The organism is Cedecea neteri (assembly GCF_000758325.1).
GTDB lineage: Bacteria > Pseudomonadota > Gammaproteobacteria > Enterobacterales > Enterobacteriaceae > Cedecea > Cedecea neteri_B.
In genome coordinates this window covers 2077201-2093883 of record NZ_CP009459.1, presented here as the reverse complement: position 1 = coordinate 2093883, position 16683 = coordinate 2077201, and the positions used below count along the sequence as shown (strand labels likewise).

Sequence of the window (16683 nt, the reverse complement as noted above, 5' to 3'; positions counted from 1 at the left end):
CGCTTTGTACGGGCAAAGGAACAAATCGCTATAAGGCATAGCGTTTCGTTGTTAGACACTGACAATTCCGGCTTTTATCTTTCGTCATGATTTGTAAATTTTACAGCAAAAAATCTTGAGGGAATGCTATTGGCCAGGTTACTTGACGCATTACAAACAAAACCCACGCGCTTTCGCCTGGCCTTACAGGCAGCCCTGATTAGCAGCGTGGTGGTTTTCTCCGGCGCGGCGGCGGCCGATGACATCTTAAAAGAGGGCATCACGCCCGCCACCGACGCCAGCCAAATCCCGGCCACGGCCAAGCTGCGCAAAGACACCGTGGTCGCCGGGATTTCCGAACCTCAGGGGATCTTCAACCCTTACTTCTTCGTTAACGGCTGGGATGAAAACGTCACCAACGTCATTTTCTCACGCCTGATTGACTGGGACAGCCACGGCAATCTGGTCCCTGGACTTGCCGAAAGCTGGACGGTCAGCCCGGATGGCAAAGTCTATACTATCAAACTGCGCCCTGGCCTGACCTTTAGCGACGGCTCCCCGCTCACCGCCGAAGACGTCGCGTTCACGCTCACCGTGCTGTATGACCCGAAATATGACGGCGATACCGACATCACGCTTGCCAACATCGCGGGCGGTGCCGAATACAAAGCCGGGAAAGCCGATAGCGTCAGCGGTCTGAAGGTGATTGACCCACTCACGCTGCAGGTCACCACTACCCAGCCGGGTGCGACCACGCTGGGCAAGATTGGCGGCCCGGTGCTGTCGAAGGCTTACTACGGCAAAGGCTACCAGCGCGGCAACCTCGATTATCTGCGTACCCTGCACGGCAAACCGCTGGGCAACGGCCCGTATGTGTATGAGAAATATATCCCTGGGCAGGAAATCCGCTTCCATGCCAACACCCATTTCTATCGCGGTACGCCGCCAACGCCACGCTTTATTTACCGCGTGACTAACCCGTCCACCAATTTCCAGCTGTTCCAGACCGGCGAGACGGATTACGACGCCTTTACTTCCCGTCCGGACGATATCGAACAGCTAAAACTGCTGGGCTTCGCCAATATCAACCTTTACGGCTCCAGCGACTACAGCAAAGTTGAATTCAACGTTCGCCGCCCGGCGCTTCAGGACGTTAAAGTTCGCCAGGCGCTGATCTACGGCCTGGATCGCCAGAAACTGATCGATGTGGTGTACCAGGGTTATGGCACGGTTGCCAACGAGCCGATCTCGCCGATCTCCTGGGCCTATAACCCGGAAGGCGTGAACCCGTACAAATTCGATCAGGCGCAGGCGAAAAAACTGCTGGATGAAGCGGGCTGGAAGCCTGGCCCGGACGGCATCCGCGTGAAGGACGGCAAGCGTCTGGAGCTGACGCTGCTGGTCAGCAAAAAAGTGCTGAACGACGCGCTGATCCCTATCGCGAAAGAAAACTGGCAGCAGATCGGCGTGCTGCTGAAGCCGCAGGTTGTCGACTTCAATGCCCTGATGGCGCAGCGCAAAGCGGGCAACTACGATCTGGCCTCCTTCAGCACCAGCACGCTGAACGATCCGCACGACGGCGTGTGGGATTACTACAGCACCGAAGCCAAAGAATCCGGCTATAACAATCCGCAGGTGGACAAGCTGATTAACGAAGGCAACGCCACCCTCGACGAAGAGAAGCGTAAAGCTATCTACCACGAGCTGTACAAGGTGCTGGCGGCAGATCCCCCAGCGATTCTGCTCGGCAACCGCAAAATCCTGTCCGCCAGCAGCGCCCGCGTCACCGGCTTTAAGCCAGACATCTACAACGGCCTGACCGGCAGCCTGCCGGATGTGAAAATCGTTAAGTAACGCAGTAACCCTTGCCGCCGCCCTTTCACCGGGGCGGCGGCAGTGAGAAAGTGATGAAAAATTTTATTCTGCGCCGCCTGCTGCAAACCCTGCCGATGCTGCTGCTCGCCTCGTTTATCATCTTCATGCTGTTCGCGAAAACGCCCGGCGATTTTATCGACGGTAATATTACGCTTACCGCCGCCCGTGCTGCCGAGCTAAAAGCGATTTATGGCCTCGACCAGCCGCTGTTCACCCGCTATCTCCACTGGCTAGGACAACTGCTGACGGGAGACCTGGGTTTCTCTCTGCAATATCAAATCCCCGTTAGCCAATTGCTGAACCAGTACATCTGGAACTCTTTCCTGCTGGCCTCCATCGCGCTGGTGTTTTACTGGGGGATTGGTCTGGCGGTAGGGATTGTTTCGGCCATGAGGCCCAATTCGCTGTTTGACCATCTGGTGAGCGTGCTGGTGTTCGCCGCCATGTCTTTCCCGACCTTTTTCCTCTGCCTGCTGCTGATCAAATGGTTCGCGGTGGATCTGCACTGGCTGCCGGTCGGCGGCATGACCAACACCGGCAGCGACGCCACCGGCTGGGCCTACGTCGTGCAGGTTGCCGCCCACCTTGTGCTGCCCGTGCTCGCACTGGTGATGCTGCAGGCGGGCAGCCTGACGCGCTACTTCCGCGCCAGCATGCTGGACGTAGTGAAGATGGACTTTATCCGCACCGCCCGCGCCAAAGGGCTGCGCGAACGCACCGTAATTCTTAAACACGCCCTGCGCAATGCGCTGCTGCCGATCATCACCCTGCTGGGCTTTGAGCTGCCGGGGCTGTTCTCCGGGGCAATCATTACCGAAAAAGTCTTTAACTGGCCAGGCGCCGGCCACATTCATATTGATTCCCTCGCCGCCCGTGATTACCCGGTGCTGATGGGTTTCACGCTGTTTCTGGCGGTACTGACAATCCTCGGCAACCTGATTGCCGATGTGCTTTACGCGTGGGCAGACCCGCGCATTCGGGTGAGGTCGTGATGCTCAGCTCTCTGTTTTCTACTAACCGCCGTCTGCGCAAGGCCGAAATTCCGGCGCTGGCACAGGTGACACCTTCCCCGTGGCGCCAGGCCTGGCAGGCGCTGAGGCGCAACCGCCTGGCGATGTTCTGCCTGATTCTGCTGATAGTGATGGCAATCTGGTGCGCCCTGGGGCCGCTCTGGTCGCCGTGGAAGGACGACGCCACCGACGCCCTGATGATCAACAAGCCGCCGGGCGAAATCCACTGGCTGGGCACCGACTTCCTCGGGCGCGATGTTTACACCCGCCTGTTGCTGGCCGGGCGCATCTCATTAATTATCGGCCTGCTGACCATGCTGCTCTCGGTCACCCTCGGCTACCTGCTCGGCGCGGTTTCCGGCTATCTCGGCGGCTGGACCGACAAACTGATTATGCGCCTGGCAGACCTGGTGATGACCATTCCCAGCCTGCCGCTGCTGATTGTCGCGGGTGCGATGCTGTCGGAGCTCGACTTCTCGCCGGACTCGCGCATTTACATGGTGGTTATCATGCTGAGCCTGCTGGAGTGGCCGAAGCTGGCGCGCCTGGTGCGCGGGCAAATCCTCTCCCTGCGCGAGCGCGACTTTATGCTGGCGACCCGCGTATTAGGCCTTTCCGCCCGTCGCCGCCTGTTCGGGCACCTGCTGCCGAATACCATTCCGATTCTGGTAGTGATGGCGACGATGGCGGTAGCCAACGCTATTCTGATGGAGTCAGCGCTGAGCTACCTCGGCCTCGGCGTCGTGCCGCCCACGCCTTCGTGGGGCAACATGATGGACAGCGCCAACAGCCTGATCGACTTCCAGCGCCGCCCGTGGCTGTGGATGCCGCCGGGCATCGCCATTTTTATCACCGTGATCGCCATTAACGTGCTGGGCGACGGCCTGCGCGATGCGCTGGATCCGAAAATGAAGCGAGGCGCGAAATGAACGAAGCGCTGATTGAGTTTAATAACCTTTCTCTCTCCTTCGCCGGAGAACAGGGCCGCGTGCGCGCCGTGCAGGACGTGTCGTTTACCGTTCATGCCGGGCAAACCGTTGGCGTCGTCGGCGAGTCAGGCTGCGGTAAAAGCGTGACCGCCATGTCGCTGATGGGCTTACTCCCTCCACAGGCGGCTCGTATCGACGGCGGCGAAATCCTGTTTCAGGGAAAAAACCTGCTGGGCCTGAAACCTGCGCAGATGGCAGATTTGCGCGGCAACGAACTGGCGATGATTTTCCAGGAGCCGATGACCGCCCTGAACCCGGTGCTGACTATCGGCGACCAGCTTTGCGAGCCGCTGCTCCGCCACTGGGGCGAAACACCCAAAGCCGCCTGGCAGCTGGCGACACAAATGCTGACCGACGTCGGGCTGGCGCGAGCGGAAAGCCTGATGGCCAGCTACCCACACCAGCTTTCCGGCGGGATGCTGCAGCGCGTGATGATCGCCATGGCGCTGAGCTGCCGGCCAAAGCTGCTGATCGCCGATGAGCCGACCACGGCGCTGGACGTCACCGTTCAGGCGCAGATCCTGCGTCTATTGCGGGATCAGGCGCGCCAGCACCATATGGCGCTGATGCTGATCACCCACGATCTCGGCGTTATAGCCCAAATGGCGGAACACGTCGTGGTGATGTATGCCGGGCGCATCGTCGAGCAGGGGCCAACGGCGGAGGTGCTCCGCCATCCGCTGCATCCATATACCAAAGGGCTGATTGCTTCCCGGCCTGTTCCCGGCGAACGCCGCCGCAGGCTCTATTCGATTCCCGGCCAGGTGCCCGATTTAGCCGCCCTGCCGCCTTACTGCGCCTTCACCGATCGCTGCGAACGCGCCACCGAGCGCTGCCGCCAGGGCATTCCGGCGCTACTCGGGCAGCAGCGACAGGCCGCCTGTTTTTACAGTGAGTTAGCGGAGTCCGCATCGTGAACACTCAGTACGTTATTGAAGTCGAAGGGCTCAAAAAACACTTCCCGCTGCGCGACGGGCTGTTCGGCCAGCAAACCGGCGAGCTGCGCGCGGTGGACGGCGTCAGCTTTAACATTCGCCAGGGCACCATTTTCGGCCTCGTGGGCGAGTCCGGCAGCGGGAAAACCACCGTCGGCCGCACCCTGCTCGGCCTGTATGACAAAACCGCCGGTAGCGTGAAGTATCGCGGCAAAGAACTGAGTGAACTGAGCGCCAAGGAGTCGCGGGCATTGCGCCCCAAAATCCAGCTCGTTTTCCAGGATCCTTACAGCTCGCTAAACCCGCGCATCCGCGTGGGCGATGCCATCGGCGAAGCGATGCTGGAGCACAAGCTGTGTACCCGCGCCGAACTGCGGGACAAGGTGCTGGAAGTGATGAAAATTTGTGGCCTGGCGCCTCAGCATTACAACCGTTTCCCGCATGAGTTTTCTGGCGGCCAGCGCCAGCGCATTGGCATCGCCCGCGCGCTGATCCTTAACCCAGATTTTATTATTGCGGACGAACCGATCTCGGCGCTCGACGTCTCCATTCAGGCGCAAATCATCAACCTGTTTTCCGATCTGCGCGACGAACGCGGCGTGACGTTTCTGTTTATTTCGCACGATCTCGGCGTGGTGGAACACCTCTGCGACGACGTCGCGGTGATGTATCTCGGCCAACTGGTGGAAACCGCCAGCCGCGACGTGCTGTTCAGCCGACCGCTGCACCCCTATACGCAGGCGCTGTTAGCAGCCGTCCCGACGCTGGACCCGGACAGCGAGCCGGTAGCCGCCATTCAGGGCGAAATCCCCGATCCTTCTCGCCCTCCTTCCGGCTGCCGTTTCTCTTCGCGCTGCCCGCTAGTCACCGACCGCTGCCGCCAGGAAGTCCCGGCGCTGCGGGAAGTGGGCGACGCCCACCGCGTCGCGTGTCATTTGGTGTAGCTCTGCGATTCAGGCAGACAGCGGCCTGAGTACGCTGTCTGCCACCACTTGCCCGGACTCCAGCTTGATCAGCCTGTCCGCCAGCGGGAAATAGCGGTCATCGTGGGTAATGGCGAGCACCGTTTTGCCCTCCGCTTTCAGCAACGGCAGCAGCACTTTGTAGAACACCTCTTTAAAGCCGGGATCCTGATCCGCCGCCCACTCATCAAACAGATAAAAAGGCCGGTTCTCCAGCCACGCCTGCAGCAGCGCGAGGCGTTTACGCTGCCCCTGAGAAAGCGCGGTGGTTGAGAAGCGCCCCTCCCGGAAGGCCACTTTGTGGTCGAGCTTCAGCAGATGCAGCAGCTTGTTCACCTGATCCGCGGTGCGCTCGTGGACGTTATCCACGTCATCAAACAGGAAGAAATCATTGAACACCACGGCGAAGTGCTGGCGGTAGATCTCACGCTGCTCGGGCGTTATCAGCCTGCCGTTAAGCCGAAGTTCGCCGCTGTCCGGCGGGTAAAGGCCGACCAGCAGATTAGCCAGCGTGGTTTTCCCGCTGCCGTTGCCGCCCACCAGAAAGACAAGCTCGCCCTGGGCGAAACGAAGATTAAGCGGCCCGAGGGTAAAACGTTCCCCCTCTTCGCCCTGATACTCGTAGCGAATATCGGCCAGCTCAAGGCTGTCAAAACGCGGCAGGCTTTTCAGCGGCAGCAGCTTTTCCTGTGGCAGATCGGTTTTAAGCTGGGCGATTCGCTGGAGCGCGATGCGGGCGCTGGTCACCGTCGGCAGCGCCGACAAAACGCCTTCCACCGGAACAATCATGTACAGAAAAATCATCGTGTAGCCGGTCATTACCGCCGAGCTAAGCGCCAGCGACTCCCGCAGCCAGTAGAGCACCACGCCGATAAACGCGAAGAACAGCACGCTGCCCCAGCTCTTCGCCAGGCCGTAAAACACATACCCGCGAGTGCGTTCGATGCGAACCGCCTCAATGTTCTCGCTCAGCGGCCCGTCGACAAAATGTCGTCTGCGCGGCGGATTCAGGCGAAACTCGCGCCCGCCATCGAACAGTTTTTTACACTGGGCGATCAGCGTATCTTCCCGCTGCCGCGAACTGCGCAGCAGCCCCAGCGCTTTGCCGTGGGCGGCGCGGTAGCCCATCGCCCCCAGGCCAAGCACCAACAGCGCCAGCAGCAGGACCTGCCACGACAGCGTGCCGAGGTAAATCAGGCAGCCGACAATCGCCGCCCCGTAGATAAGCAGCCCCGGCAGGCTGACGAAAAAGACCACCAGCGTGTCGAGATCCTGGGTCAGAATGGACACCGCTTTCGCCATGCCGGTTTTCTCCAGCTGCGCCCACGCGGTTTCGCTAACGTGATCAACCACGTCTTTGCGCAAAGTGGCCTTCACTTTTTGCCCGAGCCACATAAACAGCGTTTCGGCGAGCACGCGGGTGCCCAACATTAACGCGGCCAGCAGCACAAACTTCAGCGCCACGTCGGCCAGCCCGCCGGGCGGCAGCGTCAGGCTATGGTTGATCACCGCCAGCAGCGAGGCGTTGCTTAGCCCGCTGACCACGCTGGCAAACGCCGCCAGCACCAGCCAGCCGCCCACCAGGCGGAACAGCATCATTAACAGAGACATTGTTACTTCCTTTTCGACATTACTCTTCCGGCGCTATTGTTGATGTGTATGCGCCCGGCTACGGATCAGCGGCCATACCAGCAGCGGTACGCCGACCAGCGACGCCACCAGCCCTACAGGCAGCTGACGCGGATAAAGAAAATTGCGGCCCATCCAGTCCGCCAGCACCATAATCAGCGCGGACAACAGCGCGGCGGTGAACAACTGCGCCATCGGGCGTTTCGCGCCAGCTTTACGCGCCAGATGCGGCCCCAGCAGCCCGACAAACGACACCGGCCCGACGATCAGCGTGGCCAGTCCGGTCATCAGTGCAGCCAGCGCCAGTACGCTAATCCTCGCCCTGGCGACATTCACGCCCAGCGAGCCGCTCACCTGCCCGAGCGGCAGCAGCAGCAGCCAGCGTTTGCACAGGGGAGAAACCGCCAGCAGCAGCAACATGGCGAAGAACACGCCGATGGCGATGCCGTTATTGACGTAGTAGGTGCTGCCGGTCATCAGCTGCAGCAGCATCGAACTGGCCTGGCGGTTATTCAGCATCACAATGCTGGCGATGGCCTGAAACAGGGCGTTCAGCGCCAGGCCGTTGAGCAGCACCCGCTGCGGGTTAAAGGCGCTCTGGCGGCTGCTCCACAGCGTCACCAGCAGGCTGATCAGCGCCCCGGCGGCGCTGCTGAGGATCATCAGCCCCGTTCCACCCGCCGGGAACAGCAGCAGAAATGCCGTCACGCCCATCGCCGCCCCGCCGCCGATGCCGAGGATCTCCGGGCTTGCCAACGGGTTGCCGCTGACGCGCTGCATCAACACGCCCGCCGCCGCCAGCAAAGCCCCGGCACTCAATGCCGCCAGCAGGCGCGGCAGGCGCATCGGCAGCAAAGCAGGTTGTTCCGCGAGCGTCGTCCAGTGCCAGCCGTGCAGCCCCTGCCCGACAAACAGCGACAGCACAACAGCCACCAGCAGCAGCGCAAAAGCCATGCCCGCCGGAAACCGCACGCCGCCCGCTTCGCCTTCGTAAGCCGAAGGTGTGGTGTCCAGCACCTGATGCCGGGCCTTGCCCGCCAGCAGGATCAGCAGCGGCCCGCCGGTCAGGGCAGTTAACATCCCCACCGGCAGCAGCTGCCCGTCCAGCAGCGTGACACGGCTGACGCACAGATCGGTGAACCACAGCAAACCTGCCCCGATAAGCAGCGAGTGGCTGAGCATTTGCCGGGTGGTACGTGCCCCGCCTAAGCGCGCCAGGTGCGGGGCGGCCAGGCCGATAAAGCCAATCACCCCGACGCTATTAATGATTAAGGCACTCATCACCAAAGCCAACGCCATCGCCGCCGAACGGATCAGCAGCGGGGATGCGCCTAAGCTACTCACCATCGCCTCCGGCAGCCTGAGCAGCGCCAGCGGGCGCAGCAACAGCAATAACGCCAGGCCGCACAGCCCGAGCCAGGGCAGAATCGCCGTCACGCCACCCCAGTCCTGCTGTGCCAGCGAGCCGCCGCCCCACATCAGCACCGACAGCAGAAAACGGTCGTTGATCACCGCCATGATCATGGTCAGCGAGCCGCACCACAGGTTGACCAGCATTCCCGCCTGAATCATCACTAACGGCGACAGGCGCTGCCGCCATGAAAGCAGCAACACCAGCAGCAAAGCGGCAACTTCCCCGGCAATCACTACCCCAGTTCGCGCCGACAGCAGCGTGGCCGGGAACCACATCGACGCCACGCCCAAAGCCAGCGTCGCGCCAGAGGTCATGCCGAGGGTAATCGGCTCCGCCAGCGGGTTGCGCAGCGCCCGCTGCATCAGCCAGCCGCAAAGGGCCAGTACAGCGCCGCCGAGCAAGGCCATCACCTGACGCGGGAACCACATGGCGTGCAGGATCACCGCCTGCGCGTCAGGCATTTGCGAGCTAAACAGCACGTTCAGGCCGTGCAGAAGCCCGCCGTACTGCGCGACGTTTTGCAGCGCCATGACGATGCTCGCCAGCCAAAGCCCGGCGATCAGCAGCCAGGAAGCCGTTGTTTTTCCCGTCTCAGCCATGCTGCCACCCCGCTACGATTTGCCCCAATGCGTCGGCAATGCGCGTGGCCGTCACCAGCGCACCGCCGGAATTGAATTTTTGCGCCGGGAAAGCCAGCTGAGTCTGAGAGGTGAGCGGCAGGCGCTGCCAAAGCAGTGAACTCTGCCAGCGTTGGATCTGCGGCCATTGCCCGTCCTCCGGCAAAAGAATCAGCCCGGCATTGTCTGCGCCAATGCGCGTCAGCTCGACCATCGCCTCGCCCTGCGCGTTAACGCCGCCGTGCCAGGCGTTGCTGAAACCACAGCGCGACAGCACATCTCCGGCGAGGCTGCCCGCGCCGTAAAGCCGCATATGCAGCGCGTCTACCGGCGTGGCGATAAACAGCGGGCGTTGATAAGCCGAGGCGGATTCTCTGGCGCGAAGCGCAGCCTGTTCAAAGGCCGCAGTGACGGCACGAGCCTGGGCCTGGCGCTGGAGTACAACAGCCAGCTTATCGAGGGAAATTTGCCATTCGGCGAGGCTGCCGGTTGGCAGAGTCAGCGTGGGCGTAATGCGCTCCAGCTGCGGCTTAAGCAGCGTATGGCCCGGCGTGATAACGATCAGATCGGGCTTCAGCGCATACAGGGTTTCGAGGTTTGGCTGAAATAGCAGGCCAATATCCACCACGCTGGCAGGCAACTCCGGTGTGCCTATCAGCTTGCGGTACCAGTCAGGTGCCGATACAGACTGCGGCGTCACGCCGAGCGCCAGAATTAGCTCGGTCAGCCCCCAGTCCAGCACCGCCAGACGCTGTGGAGGCCCGGAAACGGCACCAGCCGCCCCGATAAACGGGGCGGCCAGCGCAAAGGTCAGTAAACGTCTGCGAGAAAGCATTCGCTTACCACTGGTAACTTAACGTTGCCACGTACTGACGCTTAACCGCGTACTCACAGCCGTTGTTCTGACAGGCAGCGAGGTAGGTTTTGTTCGTCAGGTTGGCGGCGTTAAGGGCGACCTGCCACTGGCGATACTGCCAGCCAATACGAGCGTCATACACCGTGGCACCCGGCACCTGCAGCGAGTTGTCGGTTGTCGCATAGCTTGGGCCGACATAGCGCACGCCGCCGCCGAGCGAGAAACCATCCAGCGGGCCGCTGAACGCGTACTGGCTCCAGAGCTTAGCCAGATTGCGGGAAATCCCCATCGGGTGTTTGCCTTCGCTGCCGTCGTTCGCCTTCAGCACTTCCGGGTCGGTCAGCGAGTAAGACGCGAGGATCTGCCAGGCTGGGGTGACGTTCACTTTTCCTTCCAGCTCGATCCCACGGGAGCGGATCTCCCCGGTCTGCACGCTGTAGTTCACGTGATCGGGATCCGGCGTGGCGACGTTGGTCTGACGCAGATCGAACAGCGCCAGGGTAAACAGCGCGTCCATTCCGACCGGATCGTACTTCAGCCCGACTTCGGTCTGCTTGCCTTTGGTTGGCTTAAACGCATTGCCGTTAAAGTCGGTGCCGGCGCTCGGCACAAACGAGGTCGAGTAACTGATGTACGGCGCAATGCCGTTATCAAAGTGGTACAGCAGCCCCGCGCGGCCGGTGGTGGCGTAGTCGTTGCGCGTCTGGTGAGTACCGTCCAGCAGGTTGGTGGCTTTGGTCTGCGCGCTGTCATACCGCCCGGCCAGGCTCATCACCCAGTTGTCCAGCGCCAGCTGATCCTGCAGGTACAGCCCAGTTTGATCCATCGTCGAATGGCTGTTGCTGGTAAACGCCGGGATCTCCACCGGGGTGCTGTAGTCCGGGTTGAGGTAATTCAGCGGCGAGGCGTCGCCGTAGCCCGCCTGGCTGCGCACCGAGGAGTGCATCACGTCAACGCCGAGCAGCGCGGTGTGCGACACCGGGCCGGTATCAAAGCGGAACTCGCCCTGGTTATCCGCCGCAAAGTTGCTCATCGTTTCGGTGAGGTTCATGGAGTAGCGGTCAACCAGCGGCTGGGTTGGGTACGTCCCGAACGGGTACACCATGCGGTAATCGGCGCTGCTGCTGATGTAGCGCACGTTCTGACGCAGCGTAATGTTATCGTTCAATTCGGTACGGAACTGATAGCCGATGCTGCCCTGCCTGCGGGTGTAGGTATCAAAGCCCGGCTGGCCGCCGTAGAAATGGGTGCCAATGTTACCGTTCGGGTTGTTCACCAGCGTGCCTTTGACCGGCAGCATGTTGTAGAAACCAGTGTCCGGATCCTGGCGCAGCTGGGCCAGCAGCGTCAGGCTGGTGCGATCGTTTGGCTGCCAGGTCACGGACGGAGCAATGTCGTAGTGCTGGTAGCGGGTGTGATCGACCTGAGTTTTGGTGTCGAAGAAAGTGCCCGCCACGCGGCCGAGCCACTCTTTGCTGTCGGTCAGCGGGCCGGTGACGTCAAAGCCGGTGCCAAACTGGCTGTTATTTCCGGCGCTGACATAAACCTGGCCGCCCGGCTGGGCCTGCGGCGTTTTGCTGACAAGGTTCACCACGCCGCCGGGATTCGCCTGGCCGTAGAGCACCGAAGCCGGGCCTTTGACCACTTCAATACGGGAGAGCAGGAACGGGTCCCACGCCGGGCGGCTCCACCAGGCTTCGCGCGGCAGGCGCAGGCCGTCCAGATATTCGTCGGCTTCAAAGCCGCGCACCATGATGGTGTCAAAGCGGGTATCCGGGCCGGCATCTTCCGAGGAGACGCCTGCGACGTAGCGCAGCGTCTGGGGAATATTTTTTGCCGCCATGGCCGCGATTTGAGCCTGGGTTACCACCGAAATACTCTGCGGTGTGCGGCTAATCAGCGAGCTGGATTTAGTGCCAGCCACCGCCTCATGTGCCACCACATTGGTTTCATCTTCCTGCCCGGAAGAAGAAGGTGCCATGGCCGTAACAACCATCGTGCTGTCCTGTGCCGCCGGTTTGTCCGCTGCATGGGCAAAGCCCGCGCACGCCGCAAAGACCGCACAACTTAACGCCTTTAAAGGCATGTTCCCGTTTACCCATCCGCCCTGTTTCATATCGACCGTATCATGTTATAAGAAGAGGATCGAAATGATAATTATTCACCTTTAAAAGAGAAGAGCACCCGTGGCAGAATAGCGCGATCGGTTGACGGGATATCGCAAAGCGGACAGAGATTGTCTTAACGCGCTACTGCATCATGAAATGGCGAGAATCGGACGAACGGCAGGCAACAAATGATAAAGCAATTCACACAGCAGAGTCCGCAGGAAGCGTTTCTGGAAGTACGAGAACTCCATTATAGCGCAGGAAGCCAGGAACCGTTTCACGCCCACGAACAGGGCCAGCTGATTTACCCGATCAGCGGCGTGGCGAAGATCCGCAGCGAGCAAAACGTCTGGGTGGTTGCCCCCGGCCACGCGCTTTGGCTGCCGGGACGCCTGCCTCACGGGCTGGAAGCCATCGGCAATGTTGTCACCCACAATCTCTACATGACGCCTGCGGCTTCTGCAGCGTTCAGCCGCCACAGCCGCAGCCTGGCCGTCACGCCACTGTTTCAGTCCCTGACCGTCGCGGGCCTGGAAAAACCCGCCGATACTCAGCGTAGCCAGCTATTGCACGACTTGTTGCACAATGAGCTGCTGCGCCTGCAGGAAATTGCCCTGTGCCATATCACCCTCCCCCACGACAGGCGTATTCGCCAGCTTTGCGATGCGCTGTGCAGCGATCTTTCCCAGCGGGAAACCCTGGCCTGGTGGGGCAAACGGGTGGGCGCGAGCGAAAGAACCCTGGCGAGGCTGTTCCGGGAAGAGACGCAGCTCAGCTTTACCGAATGGCGGCAGCAAATGCACCTGGTGGAAGCGGTCTGCCACCTCGCGCGCGGCACCACCATTAGCAATCTGTCCAGCACGCTCGGCTACGCCAGCAGCAGCGCGTTTATCGCTATGTTCAGGAAAAAGCTGGGCGTTTCCCCGCAGAGGTATATTGGCCGCTATCTCTGACACGGCTTTTACAATCCGGTTCCATCGGCGATAATCAGCGTTTGCGCCCCGGACCGGAACAACCATGAGCGACACGAAGCCCCCGCAAACGACGGCCAAGCGCCCGATGAAACTCAGCACCTCGGTGACGCTGATGCTGTGCGCCGTTATCGGCTCGGTGCTGCTTGTGGTTTACGCGCTGTACTTTATCCAGATCAGCAACGCCACCCGCAGCGGCCTGAAAGACACCGCGCTGGCGGTGGCGAGAACCCTGGCCGACGATCCGACGATCAAATACGGCCTGACGCAGCCCCACAGCAAAGACATTATTCCGCCCGTGGCTTCCCGCGTGCAGGAGCGTAACGACCTGCTGTTCGTGGTAGTTACCGACATGAACGGCATTCGCTACTCGCACCCCAAACCCGGCAATATTGGCTCGCATTTTATTGGCGACGACATTTTCCCGGCGCTGGAAGGCAAAGAGAATGTGTCGATCAACCACGGCGTGCTGGCGGAAGCCCTGCGCGTTTTTACGCCGGTCTATAACGAGCAGCATAAGCAGATAGGCGTGGTCGCCATCGGCATTTCACTGAGCAAGGTAGACGAGCAGATCAGCAAGAGCCGCTGGAGCGTGCTCTGGACGGTGTTGTTCAGCGCCCTGTTCGGCTCGCTCGGCACCTGGGTGCTGGTGCGGGTGCTGAAACGCATTCTGTTCGGCTTCGAGCCGTATGAAATCTCCGCGCTGTTCGAGCAGCGCCAGGCGATGCTGCAGTCCGTTAAAGAGGGCATTATCGCCGTTGACCGCGAAGGCCGGGTAACGCTCATCAACCACGCGGCGCGCAAAATGCTGCTCTCCCCGGACGATTTCCGCCTCGGCAAAACCGTGCCGCCGGGGCCACTGGTGGCCACGCTGTGCGAAGTGCTGCACACCGGCACGCCGATTCAGGACAGGCAAATCATCAGCTATGGCCGCCTGGTCTTGTGTAATGCGGTGCCAATTCGTATAAATAATCAGGTGATCGGCGCCATCAGTACCTTCCGCGACAAGACTGAAATCAATTTGTTGACCCAGCGTGTAGACGGCATGGTGAATTATGTCGACGCGCTGCGCGAGCGCTCGCACGAATTTATGAATAAGCTGCACGTCATTCTTGGCCTGCTGCAGCTTAAACACTACGACAAGCTTGAAGAGTACATTCTGCAAACCGCCAGCAATTACCAGACGGAAATTGGCACGCTGCAGAGCAAAATTAAGTCGCCGGTGATTGCCGGGTTCCTGATTGGCAAGATTAACCGCGCGCGGGAAGCGGGCCATCATCTGGCGCTTGCCGATGAATGCCAACTGCCGGACAACCCGAACGAGCTTCAGGTGATGGCGCTGATTACCGCGCTGGGCAACCTGATAGAAAACGCGCTGGACGCGATGGGCGACCAGCCTGATGGGGAAGTGGGCGTGTTGCTCCACTACCAGAACGGCGTGTTAAGCGTTGAAGTCAGCGACGACGGGCCGGGTATCGACTCGGACCACATTCAGTCTATTTTTGACAAAGGCTACTCCACCAAAGGCGAGCAGCGTGGCGTGGGGCTGTTCCTTGCCAGGCAGCAGCTTGAGCGCCTTGGCGGCAGTATTCAGGTGGAGTCAGAACCCGGCGTCTTCACCCAATTCTTTGTGCAGTTACCCTGGGATAGTGAAAGGAACAATGCGTGATTAATGTCTTAATTGTTGATGATGATGCGATGGTCGCGGAGCTTAACCGCGCCTACGTCAGCCAAATCCCGGGCTTTAGCTGCTGCGGTTCTGCCTCCACGCTGAAACAGGCGCGGGAGATGGTCAGCAACCCGGAGTTAAAAATAGATCTGATCCTGCTGGATGTGTATATGCAGCAGGACAACGGCCTGGATCTGCTGCCGACGCTGCGTGAAGCGGGAAAAACCATCGATGTGATCGTTATCTCCTCGGCGGCGGACGCGGCGACTATCCAGAAGTCGATGCACTACGGCGTGGTGGATTACCTGATCAAACCGTTCCAGTTCCCGCGCTTTGAAGAAGCGTTAACCAACTGGCGCGAAAAGAAAAACCTGATGGGCACCCACAAATATTACGAGCAGGCGGACGTTGACCGACTGCTGCACGGTGGCTCGCCGGTGGTAGCGGACGCCAAGCGCCTGCCGAAGGGGCTGACGCCGCAAACGCTGCGCACCATTTGCCAGTGGATCGACACTCACCCGACGGAGGAGTTCTCCACCGACGAACTGGCGGCGGCGGTGAATATCTCTCGCGTGTCTTGCCGTAAGTATCTGATCTGGCTGGCGCAGATTAATATTCTGTTTACCAGCATTCATTACGGCATGACCGGCCGCCCGGTGTACCGCTATCGCCTGCAGGCCGAACAGCTTGGCCTGCTCAAGCAGTACTGCCAGTAATCAATTGGTAGCTGTCATCCAGTAACGTAAAGCGAAACTGGCTGGCAGAAGAGAGGATTATCTCTCGCTGTTTGGTGACAAAAATCGCCTCGATATCGGGGCGATTCGCCAGCACGGCACAGCCCTTTTCTATGCCCATCCCGTAAATCAACGTCGTCCAGATGTCCCCGTCCAGCGAATCAGTCGAGACGATCGTCACGCTATCCAGCTCGTTATCCAGCGGGTAGCCCGTACGCGGGTCGAGAATATGGTGATAACGTTTGCCGTCCAGCTCGAAATAGCGCTCGTAAACGCCGGACGTCACCACCGATTTGTTCGCCACCTCGATCACGCCCAGCATCTCTTCCGGGCCGCTGAACGGCTTTTTCAGCCCGATGGACCAGCCGCCTTCCGGCGAGCCCAGCGTCTGCACGTTGCCGCCGAGGTTAATCAACCCCTGTTTCACCCCCTGCCGCTGCAGGAAGTCGCGTACCCGGTCGGCAATATAGCCCTTGGCTATCGCGCCCAGGTCGATCTCCATCCCGCTATGTGCCAGATAAACGCTGCCTTCGGCTTCGTCCAGAACTACCTGATGCGTCTGCGTACGCGGCAGCAGCGCGGCAATGTCTTCTGCCGGGGGGACGCTGTCGCCCTTGAAACCAATCTTCCAGCGCTTCACCAGCGGGCCAATGGCGAGATTAAAAATACTGTCGGGAAACTGGCTGGCGGCTTTGGCGCATTTGATCAGCTCAAACACCGGGCGGCTGACGGTAACCGGATGCTTGCCCGCGGCGTGATTAATGCTCATCACCTGGGATTCAGCCCGGTTCACGGTGAGCAGATCTTCGTATTGTTTGATCAGGCGGAATACCTGAGAGGCGAGGGTTTCGTTGGGTTCGAACAGCTTGAGGAGAATGGGCGAGCCCATTAAAACGGCGGAGTAGCCATAAACACCTTCGGGTTGTGACATAGCG

At 60.4% G+C, this 16683-nt stretch carries 13 protein-coding genes; 8 read left to right on the top strand and 5 right to left on the bottom strand.

Annotated features, from left to right (window positions below; translation table 11 throughout):
• The first annotated feature begins 123 nt into the window (after window positions 1-123).
• From LH86_RS09860 to LH86_RS09840, 5 genes are read left to right on the top strand one after another with little or no spacing between them, the layout of a single operon-like run.
• Entirely contained in the window at window positions 124-1833 is a 1710-nt protein-coding gene (locus LH86_RS09860; RefSeq protein ID WP_419657063.1) for an ABC transporter substrate-binding protein, read from the top strand.
• A 53-nt stretch (window positions 1834-1886) separates the two neighbouring features.
• Window positions 1887-2846, top strand: a complete 960-nt coding sequence (locus LH86_RS09855; protein WP_039290647.1) for an ABC transporter permease — start codon at window positions 1887-1889, stop codon at window positions 2844-2846.
• On the top strand, window positions 2846-3793 hold the full coding sequence (gene opp4C, locus LH86_RS09850; protein ID WP_039300764.1) for an oligopeptide ABC transporter permease: 948 nt from the start codon (window positions 2846-2848) through the stop codon (window positions 3791-3793). Before LH86_RS09855 ends, opp4C begins: the two co-directional genes overlap by 1 nt.
• A complete protein-coding gene (locus tag LH86_RS09845; RefSeq protein ID WP_039300761.1) occupies window positions 3790-4770 on the top strand; it encodes an ABC transporter ATP-binding protein in 981 nt (326 codons plus the stop codon). The genes opp4C and LH86_RS09845 overlap by 4 nt, the downstream gene beginning before the upstream one ends.
• Window positions 4767-5732: an ABC transporter ATP-binding protein gene (locus LH86_RS09840; protein WP_039300759.1), complete on the top strand. Its 966-nt coding sequence runs from the start codon at window positions 4767-4769 to the stop codon at window positions 5730-5732. Before LH86_RS09845 ends, LH86_RS09840 begins: the two co-directional genes overlap by 4 nt.
• A gap of 9 nt (window positions 5733-5741) precedes the next feature.
• On the opposite strand, the gene LH86_RS09835 is transcribed toward LH86_RS09840, so the two are convergent.
• The 4 genes from LH86_RS09835 to LH86_RS09820 are packed head-to-tail and all read right to left on the bottom strand — an operon-like array spanning window position 5742 to window position 12382.
• Complete coding sequence (locus tag LH86_RS09835; RefSeq protein WP_039300756.1) at window positions 5742-7361, bottom strand: cyclic peptide export ABC transporter; 1620 nt, start codon at window positions 7359-7361, stop codon at window positions 5742-5744.
• Window positions 7362-7394: 33 nt separating this feature from the next.
• The gene (gene fhuB / locus LH86_RS09830; RefSeq protein ID WP_039300753.1) at window positions 7395-9392 is read right to left on the bottom strand and encodes a Fe(3+)-hydroxamate ABC transporter permease FhuB; all 1998 of its coding nucleotides are present in this window, start codon (window positions 9390-9392) and stop codon (window positions 7395-7397) included.
• Entirely contained in the window at window positions 9385-10245 is an 861-nt protein-coding gene (locus LH86_RS09825; protein WP_039300751.1) for an iron-siderophore ABC transporter substrate-binding protein, read from the bottom strand. The genes fhuB and LH86_RS09825 overlap by 8 nt, the downstream gene beginning before the upstream one ends.
• A 4-nt stretch (window positions 10246-10249) precedes the next feature.
• Entirely contained in the window at window positions 10250-12382 is a 2133-nt protein-coding gene (locus tag LH86_RS09820; RefSeq protein ID WP_039300748.1) for a TonB-dependent siderophore receptor, read from the bottom strand.
• 180 nt (window positions 12383-12562) lie between these two features.
• Between LH86_RS09820 and LH86_RS09815 the strand changes: the two genes are divergently transcribed.
• From LH86_RS09815 to dcuR, 3 genes are all read left to right on the top strand, one after another.
• On the top strand, window positions 12563-13327 hold the full coding sequence (locus LH86_RS09815; RefSeq protein WP_039300745.1) for an AraC family transcriptional regulator: 765 nt from the start codon (window positions 12563-12565) through the stop codon (window positions 13325-13327).
• Between the two features lie 64 nt (window positions 13328-13391).
• Window positions 13392-15014 carry a sensor histidine kinase gene (locus tag LH86_RS09810; protein ID WP_039300742.1) on the top strand — a complete coding sequence of 541 codons (1623 nt, stop codon included), beginning with the start codon at window positions 13392-13394 and terminating at the stop codon, window positions 15012-15014.
• Window positions 15011-15730 (top strand): two-component system response regulator DcuR, encoded by a 720-nt coding sequence (gene dcuR / locus LH86_RS09805; RefSeq protein ID WP_008454417.1) that lies wholly within the window; start codon window positions 15011-15013, stop codon window positions 15728-15730. The genes LH86_RS09810 and dcuR overlap by 4 nt, the downstream gene beginning before the upstream one ends.
• Here dcuR and LH86_RS09800 read toward each other — a convergent pair.
• Window positions 15711-16679 (bottom strand): FAD:protein FMN transferase, encoded by a 969-nt coding sequence (locus LH86_RS09800; protein WP_039300740.1) that lies wholly within the window; start codon window positions 16677-16679, stop codon window positions 15711-15713. The two genes, dcuR and LH86_RS09800, sit on opposite strands and share 20 nt — an antisense overlap.
• Window positions 16680-16683 lie beyond the last annotated feature (4 nt).

Excerpts from the sequence above, each read along its gene's own strand:
- LH86_RS09820 (WP_039300748.1), bottom strand. The coding sequence starts at position 12,382 with ATGAAACAGGGCGGATGGGTAAACGGGAACATGCCTTTAAAGGCGTTA.
- LH86_RS09815 (WP_039300745.1), top strand. The coding sequence starts at position 12,563 with ATGATAAAGCAATTCACACAGCAGAGTCCGCAGGAAGCGTTTCTGGAA.
- LH86_RS09825 (WP_039300751.1), bottom strand. The coding sequence starts at position 10,245 with ATGCTTTCTCGCAGACGTTTACTGACCTTTGCGCTGGCCGCCCCGTTT.
- LH86_RS09810 (WP_039300742.1), top strand. The coding sequence starts at position 13,392 with ATGAGCGACACGAAGCCCCCGCAAACGACGGCCAAGCGCCCGATGAAA.
- LH86_RS09860 (WP_419657063.1), top strand. The coding sequence starts at position 124 with ATGCTATTGGCCAGGTTACTTGACGCATTACAAACAAAACCCACGCGC.
- opp4C (WP_039300764.1), top strand. The coding sequence starts at position 2,846 with ATGCTCAGCTCTCTGTTTTCTACTAACCGCCGTCTGCGCAAGGCCGAA.
- LH86_RS09835 (WP_039300756.1), bottom strand. The coding sequence starts at position 7,361 with ATGTCTCTGTTAATGATGCTGTTCCGCCTGGTGGGCGGCTGGCTGGTG.
- fhuB (WP_039300753.1), bottom strand. The coding sequence starts at position 9,392 with ATGGCTGAGACGGGAAAAACAACGGCTTCCTGGCTGCTGATCGCCGGG.
- LH86_RS09855 (WP_039290647.1), top strand. The coding sequence starts at position 1,887 with ATGAAAAATTTTATTCTGCGCCGCCTGCTGCAAACCCTGCCGATGCTG.
- LH86_RS09800 (WP_039300740.1), bottom strand. The coding sequence starts at position 16,679 with ATGTCACAACCCGAAGGTGTTTATGGCTACTCCGCCGTTTTAATGGGC.
- LH86_RS09845 (WP_039300761.1), top strand. The coding sequence starts at position 3,790 with ATGAACGAAGCGCTGATTGAGTTTAATAACCTTTCTCTCTCCTTCGCC.